This is a genomic window from Syntrophothermus sp., assembly GCF_013314835.1.
GTDB classification, from domain to species: domain Bacteria; phylum Bacillota; class Syntrophomonadia; order Syntrophomonadales; family Syntrophothermaceae; genus Syntrophothermus; species Syntrophothermus lipocalidus.
Genome location: NZ_JABUEX010000018.1, coordinates 17,217 through 40,945, shown reverse-complemented (window position 1 = coordinate 40,945; position 23,729 = coordinate 17,217). Strand labels below are relative to the sequence as shown.

The following is a 23,729-nucleotide window of genomic DNA, read 5'->3' as shown; positions in this document are numbered from 1 at the left end:
TGTTACAAACGGTAACAGTAAAGGTATGTCGGCGATGGATCGGAGCCACGTCCGTCTAGGAGTGGCTCTTTCTTTTGGTTATCAAAGAGCGTTTAGCGGTTCAGGCAATTGATATTAGTTGTACTCGAAAGGGAAAACTAGGCTCGAAAGGAGGGAGGCCGATGGACTACAGTGAGAGTATGTTCAAAGGTAAGGGCCGGTATCCTCCCTGGAGCATGCGCCCTTCCTTGAAAGAGATGGCTGAGGAACTCGGTATCGACCATGACGCTTTGGTAAATTGTTTCCGAAACGACTGTTCAAGCCAAGAAATAGCAGTCCGTTTTGGTATCAACCCGGAAACGGCCGAAAGGCTTAAGGATCACTTCTTAAGATATGGTATAGGTTCGATAATGGGCGGCGACTAAATTGCTGCCCATTTTTTTGGTCGGTACGATACTGGTTGACAACTGTGTTATAATATAACACAAACTTCAGGAAGGAAGGGCTGATACGATGGATAGGTTTGTGAAAGAAGGACTCACTTTCGACGACGTTCTCCTGGTGCCGGGGCCTTCCGAGGTTTTGCCGAGAGACGTAGATGTTTCTACGCGCGTGACCCGAGTCCTTAAACTGAATATTCCCATCATGAGTGCGGGCATGGATACAGTTACCGATGCCAGAATGGCAATCGCTGTTGCGCGCGAGGGCGGCATAGGTGTTATTCATAAGAACATGTCGATCGAAGCCCAGGCCAAAGCGGTGGACCGCGTCAAGAGATCTGAACACGGCGTCATAAGCGATCCTTTCTCCTTAAGCCCGCGGGATAAGGTCCGGGATGCCATCCGCATCATGGAAGAGTACCATATTTCTGGGGTGCCGATAACCGAAGGGACGCGCCTGATCGGGATAATCACGAACCGGGACATAAGGTTCGAAGATGACTGGGACCAGGAGATAGGTGAGGTGATGACCAAAGAAAACCTGATTACCGCTCCGGTCGGCACGACCCTGCACGAAGCCCGCGAGATACTGCGAAGGCATAAGGTGGAAAAACTCCCATTGGTCGACGAAGACTTCAATCTCAAGGGATTGATCACGATCAAAGACATCGAGAAAGCCCGCAAGTACCCGAATTCTGCCAAGGATGCGCGAGGAAGGCTCTTAGCCGGGGCAGCGGTGGGAGTGAGCGCCGATACCATGGAAAGGGTTGAGGCCTTGTACAAAGCAGGTGTGGACCTGATAGTGGTGGATACCGCCCACGGTCACTCTCGCGGGGTCATCGAGACGGTAAAGGCCATCAAGGAAGATTGGCCTGAACTTCAGGTCATGGCCGGTAATGTAGCCACAGCCGAGGGAACCGAGGACCTGATTAAGGCCGGTGCTGATGCGGTTAAGGTCGGGATAGGGCCGGGATCAATCTGCACCACCAGAATCGTAGCCGGTATCGGTGTGCCGCAGATTACGGCTGTATACGATTGTTCTCAGGTGGCACGGCGCTACGACATACCCATTGTAGCCGATGGTGGCATCAAGTATTCGGGCGATATCACCAAGGCATTGGCTGCCGGTGCAGATGTAGTGATGCTGGGCAACCTTTTGGCAGGCACTGAGGAAAGCCCCGGTGAAGTTATAATCCTGCAAGGGAGAAGCTACAAGGTATACCGGGGTATGGGATCCTTAGGGGCCATGGTTCAAGGGAGTAGCGACCGTTACTTCCAGGAAAACGAACCCAAGCTCGTACCCGAGGGAATTGAGGGACGGGTACCCTACAAGGGACCGGTTTCGGAAACTATATTCCAGCTGGTAGGTGGATTGAAGGCAGGCATGGGCTACTGCGGGGTTAGGAATATCGAAGAACTCAAAACCAAGGCGCGTTTCATCCGTATTACCAATGCCGGGTTGGTGGAAAGCCATCCCCATGATGTCATAATCACGCAAGAGGCTCCGAACTATAAAGTCTAGCCACAGATTTTGCACAGATGGTCGCAGATGGACACAGATTTTTTAATTCAAGATCTTTCGGTTGTCGCTGGAGAACTCGAAGTTTTCATCCTCTAGTTGGTGACACTTTCTAGTATCGTGGAGGTCTATGGCCAGTTTTTGGGGCAGGGGAAGTGTAGAATGTATCACGAAACTGTTCTGACCGTTAGGTACGTTGAGACCGATAAGTTCGGCATCGCCCACCATTCAAATCACATAATCTGGTTCGAAGTAGCCCGAACCTCCTTATTGAGAGACATAGGCCTTCCGTATAGCCGGATGGAGTCTGAGGGTGTCTCGTGCCCTTTATTGGAAACCCGCTGTCATTATCGCCACCCTGCTCGGTTCGAGGATACCTTGGTGGTAAGAACTGTGATTACGGAGATGAGTCCCGTAAAGATAAGGTTTGCCTATGAGATAGTTGAAGCCGAACACGGATACTCGATTGCATCCGGTGAAACCTTGCATGCTTTTGTAGATGGCGCGACGGGCAGACCTATTCGTCTCAACCGTTTCCGACCTGAGATGTGGGGATTGCTAACTAAACGGAGCCGTCCCTATTTTACCAGTACCGGGGGCCAGTAAGGATATTATGGAGATTTTTGGGCTCTTTTTCCTCCAGATGCTGATGTGTGTAGTAATCGGTACGGGCATGGGGGCTATGACCAAGTCGCGAACCAAAAGCACTGGGCCCCGTACCATGATACTGATTACTATCGGCGCTGCCCTGGTGACTATCGTTTCGGCGGAATTTTTCAAAGGATTAGGAAACCCCTGGTTTGCAGATCCAGGCCGTATAGCGGCTCAAGTGGTATCGGCCTTGGGGTTTATGGGTACGGGTTTGATCTGGATTACTGACAGCCGAGAAATGAAACGGCTGTGGACAGCAGCTGCGGTGTGGGTCAGCGCAATCCTAGGTATGTTAATAGGTATGGGGCGTCTATTGCTTTCAGGTGCGGTTTTGATCATGGTCATCGCCGTGGTATTCGGTTCAGACTATTATGTTCATTACAGAGATAATTCTATCCGTTGATTTCCTACCTCGCCTCGTTCACTCTTGAACTTTCCTTCTTTTTGCCTCTTCAAAATTAGCGCGAGTCTGCGTTAATCAGCGTCTAAAACAAATCTTCGCCAGAAAATGCCAGGAAAGCAGTGACCCTGATACGGGCAAAATACCTTCGAAAACGTGGTACCAACAGCAGCAAAGGGGGAAAGGACCATCTTCTTCCGGCGCAAGGCATTGGAAAACAGGACATCCAGTGGTCCGAAACAGGTGCCGCTCCCGCACGACTTTGAAGAGATCAGCTCAAGCTTAAAAGAGAACGAGGAGCGCCTGCGGCACGAGTTTGCCAATACAACGGATATAGTTTTCCGCCAGTTTTACGTAGCGGGCATAGGCTGCCTGGCAGTTTGGGTGGACGGACTGATAAATAATCGTGTCAGTCACGATATTTTTCGCTCCCTAATGCTGGACGTGCCGCGGGATGAAGTACGTAAAGTTGCGCCCCGGGAGCTAGTAGACTGGCTCAACCAGCATTGTCTCCCCTTTTATTCAACTTCCCGGGTAATCGATATGGTAGAACTCAAGAGATGGGTTCTGATGGGCAAAATGGTGATGTTGATTGATGGATGCCCGGTGGGACTCATGCTGGATGCCGAGTTACCTCCTTTGCGAGGCATGACGGAGCCGGTTTTGGAGTCGGTGGTCGCCGGACCGCGGGACAGTTTTCTTGAGCCGTTAAGGATCAACACGGCCTTGATCAGATCCCGGCTGGGAGATGTGCGGCTCAAGTCGGAAAACTTCATTCTAGGCCGGAGATCTAACACCCTAGTAACCCTCATGTACGTGGAGGACCTGGCCAGGCCATCGGTCATAGACGAGGTACGGGAGAGAATCAAGAGGGTGGATATCGACGGGATACTCGATAGCTCGGTCTTGAAGGAAATAATCCAGGACCGCCCCTACACCTTGTTCCCTTTAATAAAGACCAGCGAGCGCCCTGACAAAGTAGCAGCCGACTTACTGGAAGGCAGGTTTGCCATCATCGTCGACGGCAGCCCTCAAGTCCTGACTGCACCTACTTTGTTTCAAGAATTCCTGCAGACTGCGGAAGACTACTACATGAATCCTGTGGCCACTTGGCTCATTCGCATGCTGCGTTACCTAGCTCTGTTGGTAGCCAGCTCTCTCCCCGGCTTCTATGTGGCTATTACAACCTTCCACCAGGAAATGATACCTATACCTCTGGTTTTTTCGATAGCAGGGGCCCGGGAACTGGTGCCTTTTCCCGCTTTCGTAGAAGCTCTGGTTATGCTCGTTACCTTCGAACTTTTATGGGAAGCAGGTGTGCGCCTACCCCGGGTAGTGGGTGCAGCGGTGAACATAGTAGGGGCTTTAATACTGGGACAGGCCGCGGTGCAGGCCGGTTTGGTTTCGCAGGCCCTGGTCATAGTCATAGCCGGGGCTGCCATATGTAACTTCGCCTTGGGTTCAGGCTATGAACTGGCATCCGGGATCAGGTTGGTCCGGTTGGTCGTGCTGGTGGCGGGAGCGGTACTGGGACTGTACGGCATTGCCTTGTGCTTTCTGGCGTTCTTTATCCACATGGTCGGGCTCAGATCTTTCGGGGTACCTTACATGGCGCCCTGGGCTCCCCTAAGGTTGCGGGAAATGAAAGACGCTGTCTACCGCGCTCCCTGGTGGGACATTAAGGCCCGTCCTGAACTAATCGCAGGGGAAGATCTCACTAGGTCCCAAACCCCGCCTCCTCAGGCGCCTAAACCTAACCCCAGGACTTCTCCATAGTGTTGACATAAATCTCGTGTCCGCCACAAGGGGTAGCCACAGATACACACAGATGGTGACAGATGAACACAGATTTTCCTTGGTTGAAGATTTTTGCGGTCACCGTTGGATAAACCGAAGTTTTCATTGTCTAATGGCGACACCGCTAGGAGTCACCATTAGAGAACGAAAAGTCTGTTCAAAGTAGTGACCGGAGATATTCTTGAGTTAAAAGGAATATCTGTGTTTATCGCTATAAATCTGTGGCCATCTGTGGCTACTCTTCAAGACAGACTGGAGGACAGTGATGGAGAACTGTAAGATTTCTGAACGGCAGCTGGCTTGGCTGATGACGACTGCTTTGCTGGCAACGGTCATATACTTCGTTCCCCAAATCGCAACCCGGTCCGTGGAGCAGGATGCCTGGCTCACGGCTGCAATCGCAACCATTTGGGGCATTATCAACGTGCTGGTCATCATGGCTCTGGGCCGCCTCTTCCCCGGATTAACCCTGCTCGAATATATTCCCTTGATCATAGGGAAACCGTTGGGAAAGCTCTTGGGAGCTCTATACGCGGTTTGGTTTTTGCTGATTGGGGCTTTTGTTTTGCGGGAACTGGGAATGCTTTTGAACATAGCGGTCATGCCCGAGACTCCGACTGCTGTGTTTACAGTGACGGGAATCGCTTTGGTCTTTTACGCCGTACGTAGCGGATTAGAGGTCTGGACTCGGGTAAACGAGGTGCTCTTGCCGATAATCCTCCTTGCCATTATTGCCGTCATCGTACTTCCTATCCCCAGTATGGATTTTAGGCGCCTGCTGCCCATAGCTGATCACCCTATAGGGGCTTTGCTTGCATCGTCTTTCGTTTCTGCTTCCTGGCGAGGAGAAGTCTTTATGGCATCTATGTTTTTGCCGGCCTTGAGCGGCTTACAGCGTTCTACCCGTAACCTGGTGCTGGTTGTTGTCCTGGTGGGGCTTATCTTAGCGGCTATAGAAGTTGCAGCAGTAGCTACTTTCGGCGGGGTCCAAACCGGACAGTTGGAGCTCCCGGTTTTCTCGCTAGCCAGAATGATCAACTTGGGCAAAGTCTTGGATCGGGTGGAGGTACTGATCGTGTTTACCTGGATTTTAGGGAACTTCGTCAAGTTATGTATTTTCATGTACTGTTTCGTTTTGGGCACATCGCAGCTGGTGGGATGCAAGCAATACCAGTTCCTGCTGTTTCCGGCTGCCGTTTTGTTTGTGGCCCTGGCGGACAACGAGCTACAAAGCGTGGCCGAGTTTACCGATTTTTTGACCAATGTCTGGGCAGCCTATGCACTGCTGTCTTTCGAGTTGGTGATTCCTCTCTTTTTGTATGTGGTAGCCTGTTTGCGTTTGCGGTCTAAACGGAGGGCAACATGAGAAGACACGTATCTGTCGTCCTGGCAGTGTGCTTGCTGTTAACCGGTGGTTGCTGGGACCGAAGGGAGATCAATGAATTAGCTTTGGTAGTCGCGGTGGCAGCGGACGTGGTTAGAGAAAAAGGTCAAGAGGAGGTCATGCTCACTTTACAGATAGCCAATCCTGTGGCTCTGCTTCCCGGACAGGGAGGTGGAGGTGGGGGATCTGCGGCCAAAGCCTTTTGGACAATAACGGGAAAAGGTCAATCGGTTCGCGATGCATCAGTTGCCATGTTGAACAAAATACCGAAAAAACTGTTTTACGGGCAGGCCCGGGTCTATGTCATCGGAGAAGATGCGGCTAGGAGCGGTATTGCCCGTTTCTTAGACCGGCCGCTAAGAGACAGGTCTACCCGGCGCAACATGTATCTGGCAATTGCGCGAGGCCCGGCTAAACAGGTGATGGAGGTTGAAATGCCGACTTTCAGGGCTACCGGTATTGCCATAAGCAACATTTTCGACTTAGAAGGAGGGCATGAAGCAATCCTGCCTGTAACCCTGAACGATTTTGTGTACTGGCTGAGCACCGGCTCCACTTGTCCTGTGGCGCCGGCAGTGTCGGTTGTGCCTCAAACCAGCGTGAGCTCCGAAGACCTAAAGGTCCCGGGCAAGACTCCCAAAGCCATAGAAGTATCGGGCCTGGCGGTCTTTGATAATAGACAGGGACGGTTGCTGGGATTTTTCAATGAAAAAGAAACTGCAGGCTTGATGTGGGTATTGGGCAAGGTAAAGGAAAGGGAAATAACCGTTCCTTGTTCAGGAGGGACAGGTAAGCAGGCTGTTGTGTTGACAGTTGTGAAAAGCGAGAGCCGGATTGTGGTTGACAGAGATTCAGCAGGTTTGCCGGTGTTTCGCGTGAAGATCAGGACTCTCTGCAATTTAGCAGAAAACTTTGGAAGCCGAGAGGAAGCGATGATGCCTTCGGATCTTCAAGAATTAGAGGTTTGCGCCAACAGCTGCATAAAGCAGGAAATCATGTCAGCCCTGGATCAGGCCCGGGTTTGGAAGGCAGATGTTTTCGGATTCGGGGAAGAGTTAAAAAGGCAAGACCCGGACCAGTGGAGAAAACTTGCCGCTTTCTGGGGGGAGATGTTTCCGGGGATCAGGGTAGAAGTTGAAACCAAGACCACGCTACGCCAGCGCGGGCTGTCTATAGAAGCTCCGGGCGCCCGTAAGGGGGAACGTTGATGAAGGTTGTTTTGGCGGTTCTGGCCGTGTTAGTTTTGGCTTTGATCGAAGGAAGTTTTGGGCACTTGTATAAAAACAAGCTGTGGAAAGAGATGACGGTGTACACTCTTCTCATAATTGCGGGGTTGGGCATAATCGTAATGGACATAGTCTATGTGAGTCCCTTCCGGGTAACAAAGGTCATCGACCTGGTTTTCCGGCCATACTTTGCCGCAGTCAAGAGTCTATTGCTGCGGATTTAGAGAAAGAACAAAGAGGCTCGAGGCCTCTCATTTCTTTTTCTTCGCTGCTTCTTGCTGCAGGTCTTTAACCAGAGCGTCTACGTCAACCCCGTGCATTTGAGCACCCTGCTCAACCGTCTCGTAGAGAGCTCCCATTCAACCGAAACAATGTACGCCGTGTTTTAAGAAGATCCTGTCTGCACCTGGTACTTCTTTTAAAACGTCTTTGATTATAGTGTTTTTGTCGACCATACTTGTCACCTCGCGTATTGTTGTTACAAACTAATTATAGCAAAAGCAAGAAAACGGTGCCAGGGGCTTGGCCCCTGGCAGGGAGCGAAGGCTAATACGGTTTGGGAGCCGGCTGCGGAGCTACTGTCCTTTCAGCGCGTTCGATGGCCAACTTGACCAGGTTACCGCAGTTGCGGGCGGTCACTTCTCCCCAGCCTTGGGTGGCTACAATCTGGTCTACTCCCAGTTCTTTGGCCAGCTCGTATTTCAGCTGCTCGGACATTATTCCGCGGTTTCGTGCCATCTAAACCCCCCTTTCATCAACCTCCGCCCCTGAATATATTGTCGTTAAGAAATCTAGCATTTAAACAAGATAATTTTATCTGCCCTTTATGTGTTTCCCAAAAGAAAGAATTTTGTGTAAGATAAATAGAGGCTATAAATCTTCTTGAATTTAGGAGTGTTGATGATGCGTTACGAAGGCAGTATTTACCGCCCACCCAGTGAGGCGCGTAGCTATATACTTCAGTGTACTGTAGGGTGTTCCCACAACGGCTGTACTTTTTGCGGTATGTATAAAGACAAGAAGTACCGGGTGAGGTCACTGGAGGAAATCAAAGCCGACATCCGGATGGCCAAGCTTTACTACGGCGACTTAGAGAAGGTTTTCTTGGCGGACGGGGATGCCCTGGCTATGCAAACAGAGGAATTGTTAGAAATAATTAACTACCTTTACCGGCTTTTTCCTGGCCTTTATCATGTCGGTATATATGCTGGTCCGCAGAGTATCCTGCAAAAAACAGAAGAAGAGCTGCAAATGCTGAAACAGGCTGGCTTGACCATTGCTTACCTGGGCATCGAAACCGGAGACGAACGTCTCTTGAAAGAGATCAACAAGGGAGTAACTTACGAGGAAATGGTGAAAGCCGGGCAGAAGATAGTCAGGTCAGGGATAAAGCTGTCCGCGACTGTGCTACTAGGCCTGGCCGGTCCAGGAGAGCGTTCCGCGGAACACGCAGCCGCGACAGCCCGCATTTGTAACGAGATCAATCCGGATTTTCTGGCTGCCCTTACCCTCATGGTGGTCCCGGGAACAGTGCTGCACCGGCGGGTGCAGCAGGGTAAGTTCAAGTTACTGGATCCCTTCGAGATTTTAGAGGAGATGAGGATTCTCATTCAGGGGTTGGAGGTAGACGGGTGCGAGTTCAGGAGCAATCACGCCTCCAACTACCTGCCGATAAAAGGTACTTTGCGGCGGGATAAGGAATCGATATTGGGGCTTCTGGACAGTATTCTTCAGAAGCAGGATGAACGCTTCCTGAGGCCGGAGTATATGAGAGGATTGTAGGGATAAAGGGGGCTATTATGAGGGTCAAGATAGTAACTGATAACTGCTGCGATCTGCCGGTCGAGCTCATCGACCGGTATGGTATCAAGATGGTGCATATGCTGGTAAGCTTTGGCGACCGAACTTTCCAGCCGGGGGAATTGTCCACAAATTCCTTTTACGAAATGATGGCCTCTTCTCATGTATTACCGACTACCTCACAGCCGACCATGGAGGAGATGAGATCCGTTTACGAAGAGTGCCTGGCCGATGGGTCGGAGGTAATAGCTATTCATTTGTCATCAGGGATGACAGGGACGGTGCAGGCTGCTGAGATGGTCAGAGATACGCTACCTGGTCGAGAACGGTTAACCGTCATCGATTCCTTGAAGGCCTCGGCTGGCGAAGGGTTGCTGGTTCTTGAGGCGGCGCGGATGGCGGAATCTGGTAGGGCGAGGAATGAAATCGTCGACGAAATCCTCAAACTGCGCGCTAAGCTTAGGTGTGTTTTTACTATAAACACCCTCGAGTATTTAGTAAAGGGAGGAAGGCTCTCGCGGGCTAAGGGCTTGGTCGGCAGCATGTTAGATATAAAGCCGATTTTGTGGGTAAACCCTCAGGGTTACATCGAACCTATCGACAAGGTGAGAGGCAGAAAAAGCGCGATCCGCCGACTGGTGCGCATGGTCGAGGAAATGGGAAGGGATTTACAAGGGCAGACCGTAGGCATCAGCCATGCAATGTGTCCGGAGGATGCGGCCCGTTTTCGTGACGTTTTTGTGAACGAATTCAAGGCGGGCGAAGTGATAATGGGAGAGATCGGGCCGGTTGTTGGTTCTCACGTAGGGCCAGGTACGCTCGCAATCTTCTTCTACGGGGAAGAGCTAGGTAATAACAATCACAGATAACGGTTTATTTGCTGCAGAAAAGGCGGCCACGGGGGTATTTTAATACTCTTTGGCGGTGATACCGCCTAGGGTTATGAAGGTCTGGGGGGACACTGATTGAGACTGTTTGGCAGAAAGGACGAGCACCTGTTTCGATTGTTCCAGGAGACGGCCCGGTATGTGGTGAGGGGAGGGGAGATACTAAGATCCGTAGTGTACGATTACACCGGGCTCGATGCTAAGTTGGCTGAACTATCGTGCTTAGAACACGAAGCCGACCGCATCATTCAGGAACTGATAGTAAAACTCAACACCAGCTTCATGCTTCCGTTTGATCGTGAGGATGCTTTTCAGCTGGTGCAGAAACTAGGGTCAACTTTAGATTTCATCTCCGGGATAGTCGACCGCATGATTTTGTACAAGGCAGCACCACCTAACGACACGGTGAGGGAAATGGTGAATCTCCTGTGCCAAGCGCTGGTTGAGCAAGAGAAGGCTTTTGCTATGTTAGACGACATCAGCAAACATAAGGAAGACATATTAAAGTGCTGTTCTAACATCACGACTTTTGAGCGGTGCGAGGACTCCATGTACAGGAATGCGATGGCTTATCTTTTCGAACACGAACGAGATCCCGTACAGGTGATAAAGTATAAAGAAGTGTACGAACACGTCGAGACCGCCATGGATTACTGCCACGATGTGGGCGAGCTCATTACCAACATATGCATAAAATACTCGTAGAACGGGCGGGAAAAAGCTACCTTGCAATGAAGGTACAGGAGTGATACGGGCTGATAAGGTTGGTTCTGTCGAATACGCCTGTGCTTTCCCTGGGAATTCGTGTAGCCGTCGTGAGTTGTTTACGGTTAGAGGTTACATTATAATACAGGGGACAACCAGACTAGATCACGGTATAGGGGCTGTAAAGTGAGGACTAAAGAAGACATAAGAAAAAAATACAGTATATTAACTTATGGCTGCCAGATGAACGAGCGCGATACCGAAACCATCGCCGGGCTTCTGGAAAAGAGCGGTTATGTGGAGGCGGCCAGTCCGGAAGAAGCGAATTTGATTATTTTTAACACCTGTAGCGTGAGAACCTCGGCGGAAAACAAGGTTTACGGGAAACTGGGAGAAATCAAACGACTCAAGAAGGCGAGGCCAGATCTCTTGGTTGGATTCGGCGGGTGCATGGCCCAAATGGAAGAGGTCAGAAAAAAGCTGGGCGAGGGAGGGGTAGTGGATATCATCTTCGGGACCCACAACCTGCACGAACTCCCGAGACTGGTAGAAAAGGCCGAAGCCGGCGTGGAGAGGCCAGTTATCGATGTCTGGCCCGAGGCGGGGGACATCGTTGAGGGACTCCCGGCCCGACGTACCGGCGGGGTCAGCGCCTTTGTCAACATTATGTTCGGGTGTAACAACTTTTGTTCATATTGCATAGTTCCGTTTACCCGGGGAAGGGAAAGGAGCAGAAAGCCGTCTGATATTATCGATGAGGTTAAGGATCTGGTCCAACAGGGAGTGAAGGAGGTTACCCTCCTGGGGCAGAATGTCAACTCTTACGGTAAGGGACTGGAGCCTGAAACCGACTTTGCTTCCTTGCTCGAGTTGGTCAATGAGATACCAGGGCTAGAGCGGATTCGTTTTACCACCTCGCATCCCCGCGATGTCTCGGAACGTCTGCTCAGTACTATAGCCTCCTGCAGAAAGGTTTGTGAACACATCCATGCCCCTTTACAGGCAGGCAGCAACCGGATACTGAAGGCTATGAACCGCGGGTATACGCGGGAGTATTACTTGGATCTGGTGCACAAGATGCGGGAAATAGTCCCTGGGGTGGCGGTGACCACCGATCTCATCGTGGGATTTCCGGGAGAATCAGACCGTGATTTTGAAGATACCATCGATATGGTCAAGAGAATTAGGTTCGATGCGGCGTTTACTTTCATGTATTCGCCCCGTTCGGGTACCAAAGCGGCTCGACTTTCGGATCAGGTTCCATTGGAGGTTAAGAAAGAAAGGCTGTTGCAGCTTAATGAAATTCAGTATAACATAGCTCTCGAGGCAAACCGGCGATTCGAAGGCAAAGATGTCGAAGTTTTAGTGGAAGGCCCCAGCAAGACTAATCCCCGCAAGCTGACCGGAAGGACTCGGACCAACCGTATCGTCGTGTTTGAAGGAAAGCCGGATCTGGCTGGCCGATTGGTCATGGTGAGGGTGCGCGAGGCCAAGACCTTTACCCTTTTGGGGGAAGCGGTCGAAGGCTAGGATAGCAGTGTTGTAAGTGTAAAATAATGAAGGGAGGACTCGTTTTGAATCAGGATCAGATTATCAGGATGGCATGGGAACTGGGGAACTCGATCGCCGGGTGCCGGGAATGGCGGGAAGTAATGAGAACTCGGGATAATGTTAGGCAGGATCCGGAGGCCTGGGACTTGTTACTTGAGTATCAGGAAATAAGGGGGATGATTCTGGAGAAAGAAAAAAGAGGTGAGAACCTCACGGAGCTCGATGACCTTCAACTGAAGTCCACGGAAGAGGGTTTAAAGAGTAACACTTTGATATTACAGATGATAGAAGCTCAAGAGAAGTTCGACAATTTAATGAGGGCCGTTTATTTTACGCTTAACCAGGGAATTTCCGGGCAAACAGGGTGTGGTGGAGGATGCAGTTCCTGCGGCGGTGGTTGCGAGTAAAAACAAGGGGTTATGGAAAGGCTTAGGTATCTTCCTAAGTCTTTCTTTATAAACCAGGCCGGTTTTAAGCCTCGTCGCCTGCTGCTTATGTCCGGAACCGATAAAAACGCAACCTGGAAAGAGTAATGATAGTGCGGAAGAAAGAAAAGCCTTGCCCTGATGGGGAGGTACAGACATGACAAAACTCACGCCGATGATGGAGCAGTACCGGGCTATCAAGGAACAGTACCCGGACTGCATTCTGTTTTTCCGACTGGGCGACTTTTACGAAATGTTTTTCGAAGACGCGGAAATAGCCGCGCAGATACTGGAGATAGTATTGACTGCCAGAGACGGAGGTTCTGGTGTCAAGGTTCCCATGTGCGGGGTTCCCTTCCACGCCGCGGATACCTATATAAGCAGGCTCATCGCCAAGGGTTACCGCGTGGCCATATGCGAACAGGTCGAAGACCCGGCTTTAACCAAAGGCCTGGTCAAGCGGGAAGTGGTACGGGTCATAACGCCGGGGACGGTAGTTGATGTTTCCATGCTGGAGGCAGGAGAAAACAACTACCTGGTTGCCTTGGCGGAGAACGAGTCGGCTATCGGCTTGGCCGTCATCGATGTGTCCACCGGTGATTTTCAGGCAACCGAAGTCAGTGGTCCCGAGGCTTCTTCGCTGGTATTAAGCGAGCTTTACCGGCTCCGCCCCGCCGAGTGTTTGATCCCAGCTTGGACCCAGCGGGAGTCAATACTCTACGAGTTCACGGAAAAGTTTCAGAATTCGGTTGTTACCGAGATGGACCCGACGTACTACCAGTATGCTTGGGCTGAAGCGAAACTCAGGGAATTTTTTGAGGTCGAAGACCTAGTCGAGTTAGGGTTAGAGTCATGCCCGGCAGCGGTGATCGCGGCGGCGGTTATCGTCGCTTTCCTTGAATCGACCTGCCGGGCTCAGTTGAAGCACCTCAGCCGGATCAGGACGTACCAACCCCGTGAGTATTTGGGGTTGGACGTGAACACCCGCCGCAATTTGGAGCTTACGCGCAACTTGAAGGATGGTAAAAGAGAAGGATCGCTTTTGGCGGTGATCGACTGTTGCCGGACTGCCATGGGACGGAGGCTCCTGCAGAGATGGCTTGAGCAGCCGCTGGTTGACGTGAAGGCCATAAACGAACGCTTGGATGCTGTGGAAGAGATGTACAACTCGTTTTCGTTGCGGGAGAGGATAAGAGAAATTTTGGGAGACGTCCATGATATAGAAAGGCTGGCGGGAAGAATCGGAAGCGGCGTAGCTAGTCCCCGCGAGCTTTTGGCGTTGAAAAATTCATTGATAAATTTGCCCGCTTTTAAGGCTTTGTTACCGGAAGTACGAACTCATCTCTTGAAGAAGATTCTAGAGTTGGATACTCTGGAGGATGTTTACCGGCTATTAGATTCCGTTTTAGACGAGAACGCTCCGGCTTCTATTCGAGAAGGGGGCATCATTAAACCCGGTTGCAACCCGGAAGTGGACGAGCTAAGGAAGCTGGCTTTTGAAGGAAAAGAATGGCTTTTGGAATATGAACAGGGCGAAAGGGAACGAACCGGAATAAAGTCATTGAAGTTAGGGTTCAACCGCGTATTCGGTTACTTTATAGAAGTAACCAAGCCCAATGTTCACCTGGTTCCGTCCCATTACGTGCGCAAGCAGACCCTGGTCAATGCCGAAAGGTATATTACGGACGACCTGAAAAACTATGAAGAAAAGGTCCTCAGCGCCAGGGAAAGGTTGGTTCTTCTGGAACAGGAGCTTTTTCAGGTTTTGCGCGAAGAAGTGGCCTGCCACGTTTCACGTTTGCAGGAGGTAGCAGGTGCACTTGCTAAACTCGATGTTATAGCATGCCTGGCTGAGACCGCTTTCCGTCACGACTACGTACGACCCTTGGTGGACGATTCGGATGTCATTTTTGTTAAGAATGGCCGGCACCCGGTGGTGGAAAGGTTTTTGGGAAGCGAGAGCTTCGTTCCCAACGATACCTATCTCGACGATAAGGAACGTCGGTTGGCTATCATTACCGGTCCCAACATGGGCGGCAAAAGCACCTATATGCGCCAAGTGGCACTTATTACCATCTTGGCGCAGGTAGGAAGCTTCGTACCGGCCACAGAAGCCCGTATAGGGGTTGTTGACCAGGTGTTTACGAGGGTCGGGGCCTCCGATGACCTCGTGGGCGGTCAGAGCACGTTTATGGTAGAAATGGTGGAGGTTGCCCATATCTTAAAAAACGCTACTCGAAAGAGTCTGGTTATTTTGGACGAGATCGGCAGGGGTACGAGCACGTTTGATGGAATGAGTATAGCGCAGGCAGTGTTGGAGCACATATGTAGCCATATAGGAGCCAAAACCCTTTTTGCAACTCATTACCACGAGCTGACCGGATTGGATGAAGTATTGCCCGGCGTTTTCAACCTGTCGGTTTCCGTTAAAGAAAGCGCAGGGGCCGTGATTTTCTTGAAAAAAGTAATCCTGGGCAGGGCGGATAAAAGTTATGGTATCCAGGTTGCGGGGTTGGCCGGCCTGCCAGTTGGGGTCATACAGAGGGCAGGAGAGATACTGAGAAGTCTGGAGAGCAAAGGAGGCGTCGATAAAGTCGAAGCGATTAACGCGTCCAACGTTGTCCAGCTCGCTTTGTTTCAGGAAGAGCACCCGCTGGTGGAAGAACTTAAACAGCTAGAGCTGGATGACATGACACCGCTTGAGGCTCTGCAGTTGTTGTATCGGTGGCGCGAACAGCTGGTGGCGCCCAGCAAGAAGGGAAAGAGGAACAAGCGAGGAGGTGGTTGAAGTGCTAGTCGGTATCGATGTGGGCGGAACATTCACTGACGGGGTGCTTTTAGCAGAGGGGGAAGTCATCAATTCGGTAAAACAGCCTACGGACGAAGAAAACTTGAAGGAGAGCATCCTGGCCGTTCTCGACGAGTTAATCAAAGGCACCGACCCCACGCGTATCAAGCGGGTGGTTCTCAGCACAACCCTAGTTACTAACCTACTAGCGACTGGAAAAGGTGAAAGAACGGCTTTAGTACTGATTCCAGGCCCCGGGCTCAATCTGCAGCATTTGGACCTCGCACCCAACAGCTATACAGTGGAGGGAGCTGTCGACTTCCGGGGTCGAGTCATCAGTTCGATTAAAAGAACTCAAGTGGCTGAGGTTGGCAAAGACATCGCGGGGCACGGCATCAGAAAAGTGGCGGTAGTGGGAAAGTTTTCGCAGCGGAATAATTCGTTGGAGGCTGAGGCTCGAGAGATCTTGATGGAACAATATCCTCACTTCGAAGTGTTTTTGGGATCCGAGGTCTCGGGGCAGTTGAATTTCTTGCGCAGGGCGGTTACTACATACTACACGGCTATGACGAGGTCTACCTGGGATAGGTTTGCCAGGGAAATACAGGAGGCATTGGTCCAGCGCGGAATCGGCACTGGTTGCGATATCCTGAAAGCCGACGGCGGAACCATGCCGTTGGAGGTGTCAGTTAAGTATCCTTGCGAAACCGTATTTTCAGGGCCTGCTGCCAGTGCTATGGGAGCCTACGCGCTTACTATGGACAAGAGGACCTCGGTTGTTGTGGATATCGGTGGAACGACTTCCGACCTGGCTTTAATCCTCGAAGGGAAACCCCTGTATGCTTCCAAAGGAGCAGTTATAGACGGTAAATACACGCACGTCCGTGCATTTGCTGTTCGTTCCGTAGCGTTAGGGGGCGACAGCACCGTAAGATGGAATGGGTCTGAGGTAGTCATCGGCCCTGACCGGGAAGGGGTGGCAGCCTGTTTTGGCGGGCCGAGAGCTACGCCGACCGATGCCTTTAACTTGTTGGAAGGTGGGAAACTGGGAAGACTTGACTTGTCACAGGCCGCTCTGGAGCGAGTAGCAGGTGAAGCCCGGCTGCCTGTGGAAGAGCTGGCAAGACAGGTCGTAGAAAAGGTTGTAGAGCTTCTGGAAACTAATGTCAAAGACATGTTCAAGTCATGGGAGCAGGAGCCGGCTTACAGGGTATGGGAGATAGTAAACAGGCGTAAAGTGTCGCTCGATCGGGCTATCGGCATCGGAGCTGCGGCGGAAGCTTTTATCCCAACTCTGGCCCGTCGCCTCGGGTGTGAAGCTTTCATTCACCGTTACTCGCCAGTGGCCAACGCCCTGGGGGCAGGGGTAGCCAGGCCTACTCTCTCGATTGTGCTGCATGCTGATACCCAGAGACAGGCCTACTCTTTAGATATTGGGGGAGTCAGCGGGACCATCGGTTCGCGGGTGCAGCTGGAAGATGTCAAGAAACTTGCCCGTGAGCACTTGGAGCAACTGGCCAATGATCGGGGAATCGGTCATTATGCTCGACAGTCGGAGTTTTTCTTGGAAGAGCAATTCAACGTCATCCGCGGCTGGTCCACGGTCGGTAAGCTGTTCGATGTGGGCATTCAGATAGCTCCCGGCGTTATCGACGAGTTCAAGGGGGTGAAATAATGAAAAGGTCGGAACCGCGTTTTTGGCAGAGCAGAGAAAAGGCAGGTAAACCGACTCAAACCGGCATCGTGTTTTTCCCCGCCTTTGACTGGGCTATTTCTCCGACCCACCCGGAAAGGGAGGAACGGTTACTCTATACTCGGGACCAGCTTTTTGAGGAGGGGATTATGGACCTTCCCCAGATAAGGGAATACCAACCCCGGCTGGCCGAGTTGAAGGACATTGCCAGGGTCCATTTCTGCGTGCCCAGCATTGAAGCCCAGATAACCGAGGCTCATCTGGTTGCGGCTGGGGGGGCTCTGGTGATTGCAGACGCACTCATGAACGGCGAGGTAAGGAACGGGTTTGCTTTGGTAAGACCCCCCGGACACCATTCGATGAGGGTTACTCACGGTAACCGCGGGTTCTGCAACATCAACAACGAGCCGATAATGATCGAGTACCTGCGCAAAAAATACGGTATCAAGAGAATCGCTATAGTGGACACAGATGTGCATCACGGGGATGGGACCCAGGATATATACTGGCATGACCCGGACGTGCTTTTCATTTCATTCCACCAGGACGGGAGAACTCTTTATCCAGGCAGCGGCTTTACCGATGAGATAGGAGGTCCTTTGGCCTTGGGTACTACCCTGAACGTCCCGCTGCCGCCCGGTACTACGGATACCGGTATTAACTTCGTTCTGGAGGAGTTGGTTCTACCGGTTTTGGAAAAGTTTCAGCCCGAACTGGTCGTCAACTCCGCGGGCCAGGATAACCATTATACCGATCCACTCGCTAATATGCGTTTTTCAGCCCGTGGCTATGCTGTATTGAATGAAAGGTTGGCTCCGGACATAGCGGTCTTAGAAGGAGGTTACTCGGTCGAGACTGCCCTCCCATACGTTAATTTAGGGATACTCATGGCTATGGCCGGTATCGACTACTCCAACCTGTACGAACCGGACTATCAGGCAGACAAGTTCAGGGAGTCTTCTGACCGGATGCGGGTACTAGAACGTATTGTCCGCGAGCTTACTACAGTTTTCGATAACCGGGAAGCTCTGGTGGCAGCCGCCCGGGAAAAGCATGACCAGTTTGCCCGCCGGTACCGCCGGATATTCTACGACACCGATTACATCCATGAAGAGCAGCAAGAAAACTTACGCATGTGCCCCGATTGTCCCGGGTATTGGACCATAGATTCTCAGGCTCTGCACCAGGTGGGAGAAAGGTATCAGGTCTATTGCATCAGTGTTCCGGTCCAGGGGTGTCCCCGTTGCCACAAGGACGCGGTTGAACTGTATGAAAAAATGATAGCCGCGCCTGACCGGCGGTTTGATTTTGTTTATCTTCAGGATCGGGTAGACGACGTTTACCGGCAATTCGATGTGACGAGAAAACAGGAGCGGGTTTTATAAATGCGAATTCACGTGTTGCCAGACAGCTTGGTGAACCTGATCGCGGCCGGAGAAGTGATTGAAAGGCCAGCATCTGTAGTTAAAGAGCTGGTGGAAAACGCTGTCGATGCCAGTGCTACCAGGATCGAAATCAGTGTCAAAGGCGGCGGCATAGACGAGATCGTGGTTCGTGATAACGGGCATGGCATGGAACAGGAAGAGTTGGCCTTGGCTTTTACCCGGCATGCCACGAGCAAGATTGCTAGCAAGCCGGACCTGTACAACATAAGAACCCTCGGGTTTCGCGGCGAAGCGCTCCCCAGCATAGCGGCGGTTGCCAAAGTGGAGGTATTGACGGCTAGCCGGGAAGGGGAAGGGAGCAGGATTAGTATAGCCGGGGGGCAAGTGGTGGACGTGAGTCCTTGGCCTTGCCCCGTGGGAACCCAGGTTAAGGTGTCGGCCCTTTTCTTTAACACTCCGGCCCGCAGGAAGTTTCTGAAGTCGAAGGTAACTGAAGCCAACCACGTTTACGAAACGGTAACCAGACTCGCGTTATCTCGCCCAGAGATAAGTTTCAGTCTAGCCCATGAAAAACGGCAGGTGTTCAAAACCCCGGGCAATAATAGGTTGGAAGACACGGTAGCCGCGGTTTTGGGAATCGACTATCTGGAAAAGATGGTTAAAGTAGAGAAATTGGAGGGAGATATCGGGCTATGGGGACTCGTCTCGCGTCCCGACTTTACCCGGAGTAACAGGCGAGATCAAATTCTTATCGTCAATCAGCGGGTGGTGCGCAGCCCCCTCTTGTTCAGGGCTTTGGACGAAGCATACCGAGGTTTGCTGTTAGGGAAGGAGTTCCCGGCCGCTGTTTTGTTCATACAAGTTCCTCCAAATGCCGTAGATGTCAACGTCCACCCTCAGAAAGCCGAGGTCAAGTTCGCAGATGAGAAAGGGATTTTTGACCTGGTAAGGCAGGCAGTACGCCTCGCCTTGACACGTCACGATTTGCCGCGGGGTGAGTCGTGTTTTGGGTCAGGCCTGTCCGAATCTAAGGTGGCAGAACTGGGCAGCAGGTACGCCGCTCTAAGTACTAACCTTGTTCAGATGGAGCATCTTCTTCCCCCGACGGATGAGAGTGACGTTTTTAGTTTTGCGGACAAGACGCAGGTACTGCCAAGCGGTTACACTGTTTTAGGGCAGTGGCTGCGCACTTATGTTATCGTTTCGGCGGGCGAGGAATTGTGGCTGGTAGACCAGCATGCAGCTCACGAGCGGGTGCTGTACGATAGGATGAGAAAAGACCAAACCCCGGAAAATACCCAACCGTTGGTGATCCCCGTCAGTCTCAGTTTGCCAGCCTCTAAGATGGAGGTTTTGGAAAACAACCTGGAAACGCTTCGGGGATACGGTTTCAACCTCGATGTTTTGGGTTACAACAGTGTTGTCATCAGGTCAGTGCCCTCGTCGGTTTCGGGGCGGGAGGCAGAAGCGTTGGACAGGGTACTGGAGGTGTTGGTTGAAGGGCGAACCGAGGACGGGTCACTGGGGGAGAAGGTTTGGACCGCCCTGGCTTGTAAAGGGGCTATAAAGGCCGGGACGTGTCTGGCACCTGAAGAGATGAGTCGATTGCTCACGGACTGGCTGTCATGCGACGATTATCACCATTGCCCTCATGGTCGTCCGACTTTTACGGTTCTGACTGTGAAAGAAGTGGAAAAAAAGCTTAAACGGGTGTAAACCACTGTCCCTAAAACTAGCCACAGATGCGCACAGATTTTCCTTAATCAAAGATTTTCTAGGTTACCGCTAAAGAACCCGAAGTTTTCATTCTCTAGTGGTGACTTGCATCAAAGTCGTGAAGGTCTGCGTAAATCAGCGTCTAATAACCATCAGTGCTAATCAATGAAAATCTGTGTTAATCTGTGGCTCAGAGTAGTCATCAGGGGTGATTGAGGAGGGTTGAAAGAAAAGATAGTGGTAACCTTGACCCAGTCGGAGGCTTTTAGCGAGGGGCTAGACGAGTTCCTGGCGGCGACGGGCTGGGAGTACATTCCTCGGGGACGCAGGGGTCTAGACAAATTAAGAAAAGAGACCGGGGCTTTATGGGTGGTGGTGTGGAGCTCAGAAGGACCGGTATTATATGGGCCCCAAGGGCGCCTGTTCTTCCACCCCAGCATGGCTAAGAACAGGATTTCTCAGCATCGCAAGGGTCTCACCGTGGATGTAATGGAGCGAGTAGTCGGGGTGAGAGCGAATGACAAATTCCTGGATTGTACTTTGGGCTTGGGGGCAGACGCGATTGTCGCGTCTTATATAGCTGGTGAACAAGGGCAGGTCGTTGGATTGGAAAGCTCCAGGGTTCTGGCTTTTATTGTCAGTTTCGGCATGAGGTATTACCGGACGGATATGGTGTGGCTGCAGAATGCGATAAGGCGGGTCAGGGTGATTAACGCAGATCACCTGGAATTCCTCCGGCGCCAGCCCAGCCAAAGTTATGACATCGTGTATTTCGACCCCATGTTCAGGGTTCCAGTGAGTCAAAGCCAGCCGCTTTCACCGTTACGGTTATTTGCCGATCACCGCCCGCTTTCGGGTGAGGTATTGAACGAAGCGCTACGGGTAGCCAGGCGCCGAGTGGTGATGAAGGAGAGAAGGGACAGCGCGGAGTTTGCCCGCCTGGGGATAGAGCAAGTGGTGGGAGGGGAGTCGAGCCGAGTGGCCTATGGCATAATAGAAAAAGGAGGAAAAGTATGAAACTGGCAGCCATCGTTGGCCCTACGGCCGTGGGCAAGAGCGAGACTGCGGTGAAAGTAGCAGAAAGACTCGGAGGCGAGATATTGTCCTGTGATTCCATGCAGGTTTACCGGGGTATGGACATAGGTACTGCCAAGGCCTCGACTGAGCAGAGGACTCGGGTTGCTCATCACATGATCGATATAGTGGATCCTGACACACCTTATACTGTGGCCGACTACCAGCGTGCAGCCAAGAAGGTAATCCAGGACCTTAACAACCGCGGGAAACTTCCTATTCTCGTTGGGGGGACGGGGCTGTATTACCAGGCGGTAGTCGATGACTACGAATTCTCTCCTTTGTTGGCGGATCCGGATATCCGGCAGCAGCTAGAGAAGGAAGCTGACGAAAGTCTGGAAAGGCTTTATAATGAGCTGGAGAGTGTTGACCCAGCGTCGACCCGTATTATCAAACCAAACGACAGGAAAAGAATCATCAGGGCATTAGAGGTATACCGGTTGACCGGCAGGCCCTTTTCCCAATTTCAAACCCGAAACCAGGGGCTTTATCAGCTGGCGGTAGTTGGGCTTTGTGCTGCTAGGACCGAACTTTACCGGCGCATCGAAGCTCGGGTCGATGCCATGATCGAGTCGGGATTTGTAGAAGAAGTTAAGACGCTGTATGCCAAAGGATACGATTTGCCACTCAATTCTATGCAGGCTTTGGGATACAAACAGATACTACAATACCTTAAAGGAGGCATGAGTTTGGAGCAGGCGGTGGCTGAAATTAAGAAAGAGACTAGACGTTATGCCAAACGGCAGTTAACTTGGTTTCGTAAAGACAAACGAATATTTTGGTTAGATATTACAGAGTATAAGGAAGCAGAAGGATTAGTTCGAAAAATTTGTGAATATATTGGCAGGACTCTGGCCATCGCTGTAGAATAGTTGTAAAATGAATCAGCTAACAAACTGAAATGGGGGTCGTTATAATGAGCAGAAACCAATTGAATCTACAGGATGCGTTTCTCAACCAGCTGAGGAAGGAGAGAATCCCGGTAACCATGTACTTGGTGAACGGGTTTCAGATAAAAGGAACGGTTAAAGGATTCGACAACTTTACGGTGATTATCGAACTCGAAGGAAGGCAACAGATGGTTTACAAGCACGCGATATCCACTATAGCACCGGTCAGGCAGATAAGTATTCTCAGTTCGGATGTGAATAAGAGCGACGATGAATAACCCGGGAAGCGCCCGGGTTTTTCAATTAACGGGTGTAACCGCTTTTGGCTGTTCTTCATATATAGGTATTACCCGACACCTACGGGTAATCCAGGGAAGGAAAGCGGTGACAGGGTGGAAATATCTCTGAGGTTTGCTCAGGACGAAAAAATCAGCGGGGCTCGCTCGGACCAGTTTCAAGTGTTCTTGCCGTCCTTATCTGTAGCTTGCCGCAGGGCTCTGGCAGAACTAGATAGTATGGTGGGGTTGGAAGAAGTCAAGAAACTGGTGCGGGAACTGATAGCGTTCACTGTGATTCAAAAGAAACGGTTAGAACAGAATTTAAAGGCGCAACCTATGGCTATGCATATGGTAATGAAAGGGAACCCCGGCACTGGCAAGACAACTGTGGCGAGGATTTTGGGAAAAATATACCGGGAACTGGGAACCCTGGCGAAAGGGCATCTGGTAGAGGTTGAGCGGGCTGATTTGGTGGGCGAATACATCGGACATACTGCTCAGAAAACCAGGGAGCAGATTAAAAGAGCGCAAGGAGGTATATTATTTATAGATGAGGCCTATACCTTGGCCCAAGGAGGTTCTAGGGATTTTGGCCGGGAGAGCATCGCTACCCTGGTCAAGGCAATGGAAGACCACCGGGACGAATTGGTGGTTATATTAGCGGGCTACCGGGATGAAATGGAGTTCTTTCTAAAGGCAAACCCAGGACTTTATTCTCGTTTTCCCATACAGGTGGAGTTCCCAGATTACAGTTCTGAAGAACTGTTCGAGATAGCTTTAAATATGTTTGCAGAGCGGGATTACCTCGTTTCTAGCCGGGCGCGATGGAAGCTGAAACATCTTTTAAGCCAGTTTCATTCGAGCGGAAGGGTTGTCAGCGGGAATGCCCGGTTTGTGCGCAATTTGGTAGAAAAGTCGATTAGATGGCAAGCTCTACGCTTGGCGGCCAGGCCGGTTGTCAGCAGGCAGGAACTGATGATGGTGGAAAGCGAAGATTTGCCTGACATGGTTTGAAGCGGGGGAAAGGGGCTATAGATGCCTGAAAAAGCGCTCTTGGTAGCGGTTGTTAGTACAAAGGAGAGGTCATCCGCAAGATGCGACCCGATAACCATCAGCCGCTTTAAGCCATACTTGGAAGGTG

23 protein-coding genes are annotated in these 23,729 nt (G+C 51.3%); 21 read left to right on the top strand and 2 right to left on the bottom strand.

Annotated features, from left to right (window positions below):
* The first annotated feature begins 161 nt into the window (after positions 1-161).
* The 8 genes from HPY90_RS07350 (at position 162) to HPY90_RS07315 (ending at position 7,620) form a co-directional block, all read left to right on the top strand.
* Positions 162-404 carry a thioredoxin domain-containing protein gene (locus HPY90_RS07350; RefSeq protein WP_287193004.1) on the top strand — a complete coding sequence of 81 codons (243 nt, stop codon included), beginning with the start codon at positions 162-164 and terminating at the stop codon, positions 402-404.
* A gap of 88 nt (positions 405-492) precedes the next feature.
* Positions 493-1,941: an IMP dehydrogenase gene (gene guaB, locus HPY90_RS07345; RefSeq protein ID WP_287193001.1), complete on the top strand. Its 1,449-nt coding sequence runs from the start codon at positions 493-495 to the stop codon at positions 1,939-1,941.
* 159 nt (positions 1,942-2,100) lie between these two features.
* Positions 2,101-2,544 carry an acyl-CoA thioesterase gene (locus HPY90_RS07340; protein ID WP_013175241.1) on the top strand — a complete coding sequence of 148 codons (444 nt, stop codon included), beginning with the start codon at positions 2,101-2,103 and terminating at the stop codon, positions 2,542-2,544.
* Positions 2,545-2,551: 7 nt separating this feature from the next.
* On the top strand, positions 2,552-2,992 hold the full coding sequence (locus HPY90_RS07335; protein ID WP_287192997.1) for an MgtC/SapB family protein: 441 nt from the start codon (positions 2,552-2,554) through the stop codon (positions 2,990-2,992).
* 207 nt (positions 2,993-3,199) lie between these two features.
* Entirely contained in the window at positions 3,200-4,765 is a 1,566-nt protein-coding gene (locus HPY90_RS07330; protein ID WP_287192994.1) for a spore germination protein, read from the top strand.
* A gap of 286 nt (positions 4,766-5,051) precedes the next feature.
* Entirely contained in the window at positions 5,052-6,152 is a 1,101-nt protein-coding gene (locus tag HPY90_RS07325) for a GerAB/ArcD/ProY family transporter (protein ID WP_287192991.1), read from the top strand.
* Positions 6,149-7,378, top strand: a complete 1,230-nt coding sequence (locus HPY90_RS07320) for a Ger(x)C family spore germination protein (RefSeq protein WP_287192988.1) — start codon at positions 6,149-6,151, stop codon at positions 7,376-7,378. The genes HPY90_RS07325 and HPY90_RS07320 overlap by 4 nt, the downstream gene beginning before the upstream one ends.
* A complete protein-coding gene (locus HPY90_RS07315; RefSeq protein WP_041432762.1) occupies positions 7,378-7,620 on the top strand; it encodes a hypothetical protein in 243 nt (80 codons plus the stop codon). The genes HPY90_RS07320 and HPY90_RS07315 overlap by 1 nt, the downstream gene beginning before the upstream one ends.
* 27 nt (positions 7,621-7,647) lie before the next feature.
* On the opposite strand, the gene HPY90_RS07310 is transcribed toward HPY90_RS07315, so the two are convergent.
* Both HPY90_RS07310 and HPY90_RS07305 read right to left on the bottom strand, forming a co-directional pair.
* Entirely contained in the window at positions 7,648-7,851 is a 204-nt protein-coding gene (locus tag HPY90_RS07310; RefSeq protein WP_287192984.1) for a DUF1858 domain-containing protein, read from the bottom strand.
* 91 nt (positions 7,852-7,942) lie between these two features.
* Positions 7,943-8,134 (bottom strand): small, acid-soluble spore protein, alpha/beta type, encoded by a 192-nt coding sequence (locus HPY90_RS07305; RefSeq protein ID WP_013175247.1) that lies wholly within the window; start codon positions 8,132-8,134, stop codon positions 7,943-7,945.
* Between the two features lie 165 nt (positions 8,135-8,299).
* Here HPY90_RS07305 and HPY90_RS07300 point away from each other — a divergent pair, with 165 nt between their 5' ends.
* The 13 genes from HPY90_RS07300 to HPY90_RS07240 all read left to right on the top strand — a co-directional run bounded on the left by HPY90_RS07300 (position 8,300) and on the right by HPY90_RS07240 (position 23,602).
* Positions 8,300-9,178, top strand: coding sequence for a radical SAM protein (locus HPY90_RS07300; protein ID WP_287193035.1), 879 nt, complete (start codon positions 8,300-8,302; stop codon positions 9,176-9,178).
* A 17-nt stretch (positions 9,179-9,195) separates the two neighbouring features.
* The gene (locus HPY90_RS07295; RefSeq protein WP_013175249.1) at positions 9,196-10,065 is read left to right on the top strand and encodes a DegV family protein; all 870 of its coding nucleotides are present in this window, start codon (positions 9,196-9,198) and stop codon (positions 10,063-10,065) included.
* Between the two features lie 96 nt (positions 10,066-10,161).
* A complete protein-coding gene (locus tag HPY90_RS07290) occupies positions 10,162-10,788 on the top strand; it encodes a DUF47 domain-containing protein (protein ID WP_013175250.1) in 627 nt (208 codons plus the stop codon).
* A gap of 186 nt (positions 10,789-10,974) precedes the next feature.
* On the top strand, positions 10,975-12,318 hold the full coding sequence (miaB, locus tag HPY90_RS07285; protein WP_013175251.1) for a tRNA (N6-isopentenyl adenosine(37)-C2)-methylthiotransferase MiaB: 1,344 nt from the start codon (positions 10,975-10,977) through the stop codon (positions 12,316-12,318).
* A gap of 44 nt (positions 12,319-12,362) precedes the next feature.
* On the top strand, positions 12,363-12,746 hold the full coding sequence (locus tag HPY90_RS07280) for a YlbF/YmcA family competence regulator (RefSeq protein WP_013175252.1): 384 nt from the start codon (positions 12,363-12,365) through the stop codon (positions 12,744-12,746).
* A 175-nt stretch (positions 12,747-12,921) separates the two neighbouring features.
* Positions 12,922-15,552 (top strand): DNA mismatch repair protein MutS, encoded by a 2,631-nt coding sequence (gene mutS / locus HPY90_RS07275; RefSeq protein WP_287192976.1) that lies wholly within the window; start codon positions 12,922-12,924, stop codon positions 15,550-15,552.
* Between the two features lies 1 nt (position 15,553).
* Entirely contained in the window at positions 15,554-17,227 is a 1,674-nt protein-coding gene (locus tag HPY90_RS07270) for a hydantoinase/oxoprolinase family protein (protein ID WP_287192974.1), read from the top strand.
* The gene (locus HPY90_RS07265; RefSeq protein WP_013175255.1) at positions 17,227-18,630 is read left to right on the top strand and encodes a histone deacetylase family protein; all 1,404 of its coding nucleotides are present in this window, start codon (positions 17,227-17,229) and stop codon (positions 18,628-18,630) included. The genes HPY90_RS07270 and HPY90_RS07265 overlap by 1 nt, the downstream gene beginning before the upstream one ends.
* A complete protein-coding gene (gene mutL, locus HPY90_RS07260; RefSeq protein ID WP_287192970.1) occupies positions 18,631-20,346 on the top strand; it encodes a DNA mismatch repair endonuclease MutL in 1,716 nt (571 codons plus the stop codon).
* A gap of 222 nt (positions 20,347-20,568) precedes the next feature.
* Positions 20,569-21,363 carry a class I SAM-dependent methyltransferase gene (locus HPY90_RS07255; protein ID WP_013175257.1) on the top strand — a complete coding sequence of 265 codons (795 nt, stop codon included), beginning with the start codon at positions 20,569-20,571 and terminating at the stop codon, positions 21,361-21,363.
* The gene (gene miaA, locus HPY90_RS07250; RefSeq protein WP_013175258.1) at positions 21,360-22,292 is read left to right on the top strand and encodes a tRNA (adenosine(37)-N6)-dimethylallyltransferase MiaA; all 933 of its coding nucleotides are present in this window, start codon (positions 21,360-21,362) and stop codon (positions 22,290-22,292) included. Before HPY90_RS07255 ends, miaA begins: the two co-directional genes overlap by 4 nt.
* Positions 22,293-22,336: 44 nt before the next feature.
* On the top strand, positions 22,337-22,588 hold the full coding sequence (hfq, locus tag HPY90_RS07245) for an RNA chaperone Hfq (RefSeq protein ID WP_013175259.1): 252 nt from the start codon (positions 22,337-22,339) through the stop codon (positions 22,586-22,588).
* 114 nt (positions 22,589-22,702) lie between these two features.
* A complete protein-coding gene (locus HPY90_RS07240) occupies positions 22,703-23,602 on the top strand; it encodes an AAA family ATPase (RefSeq protein WP_287192964.1) in 900 nt (299 codons plus the stop codon).
* Positions 23,603-23,729: the final 127 nt, after the last annotated feature.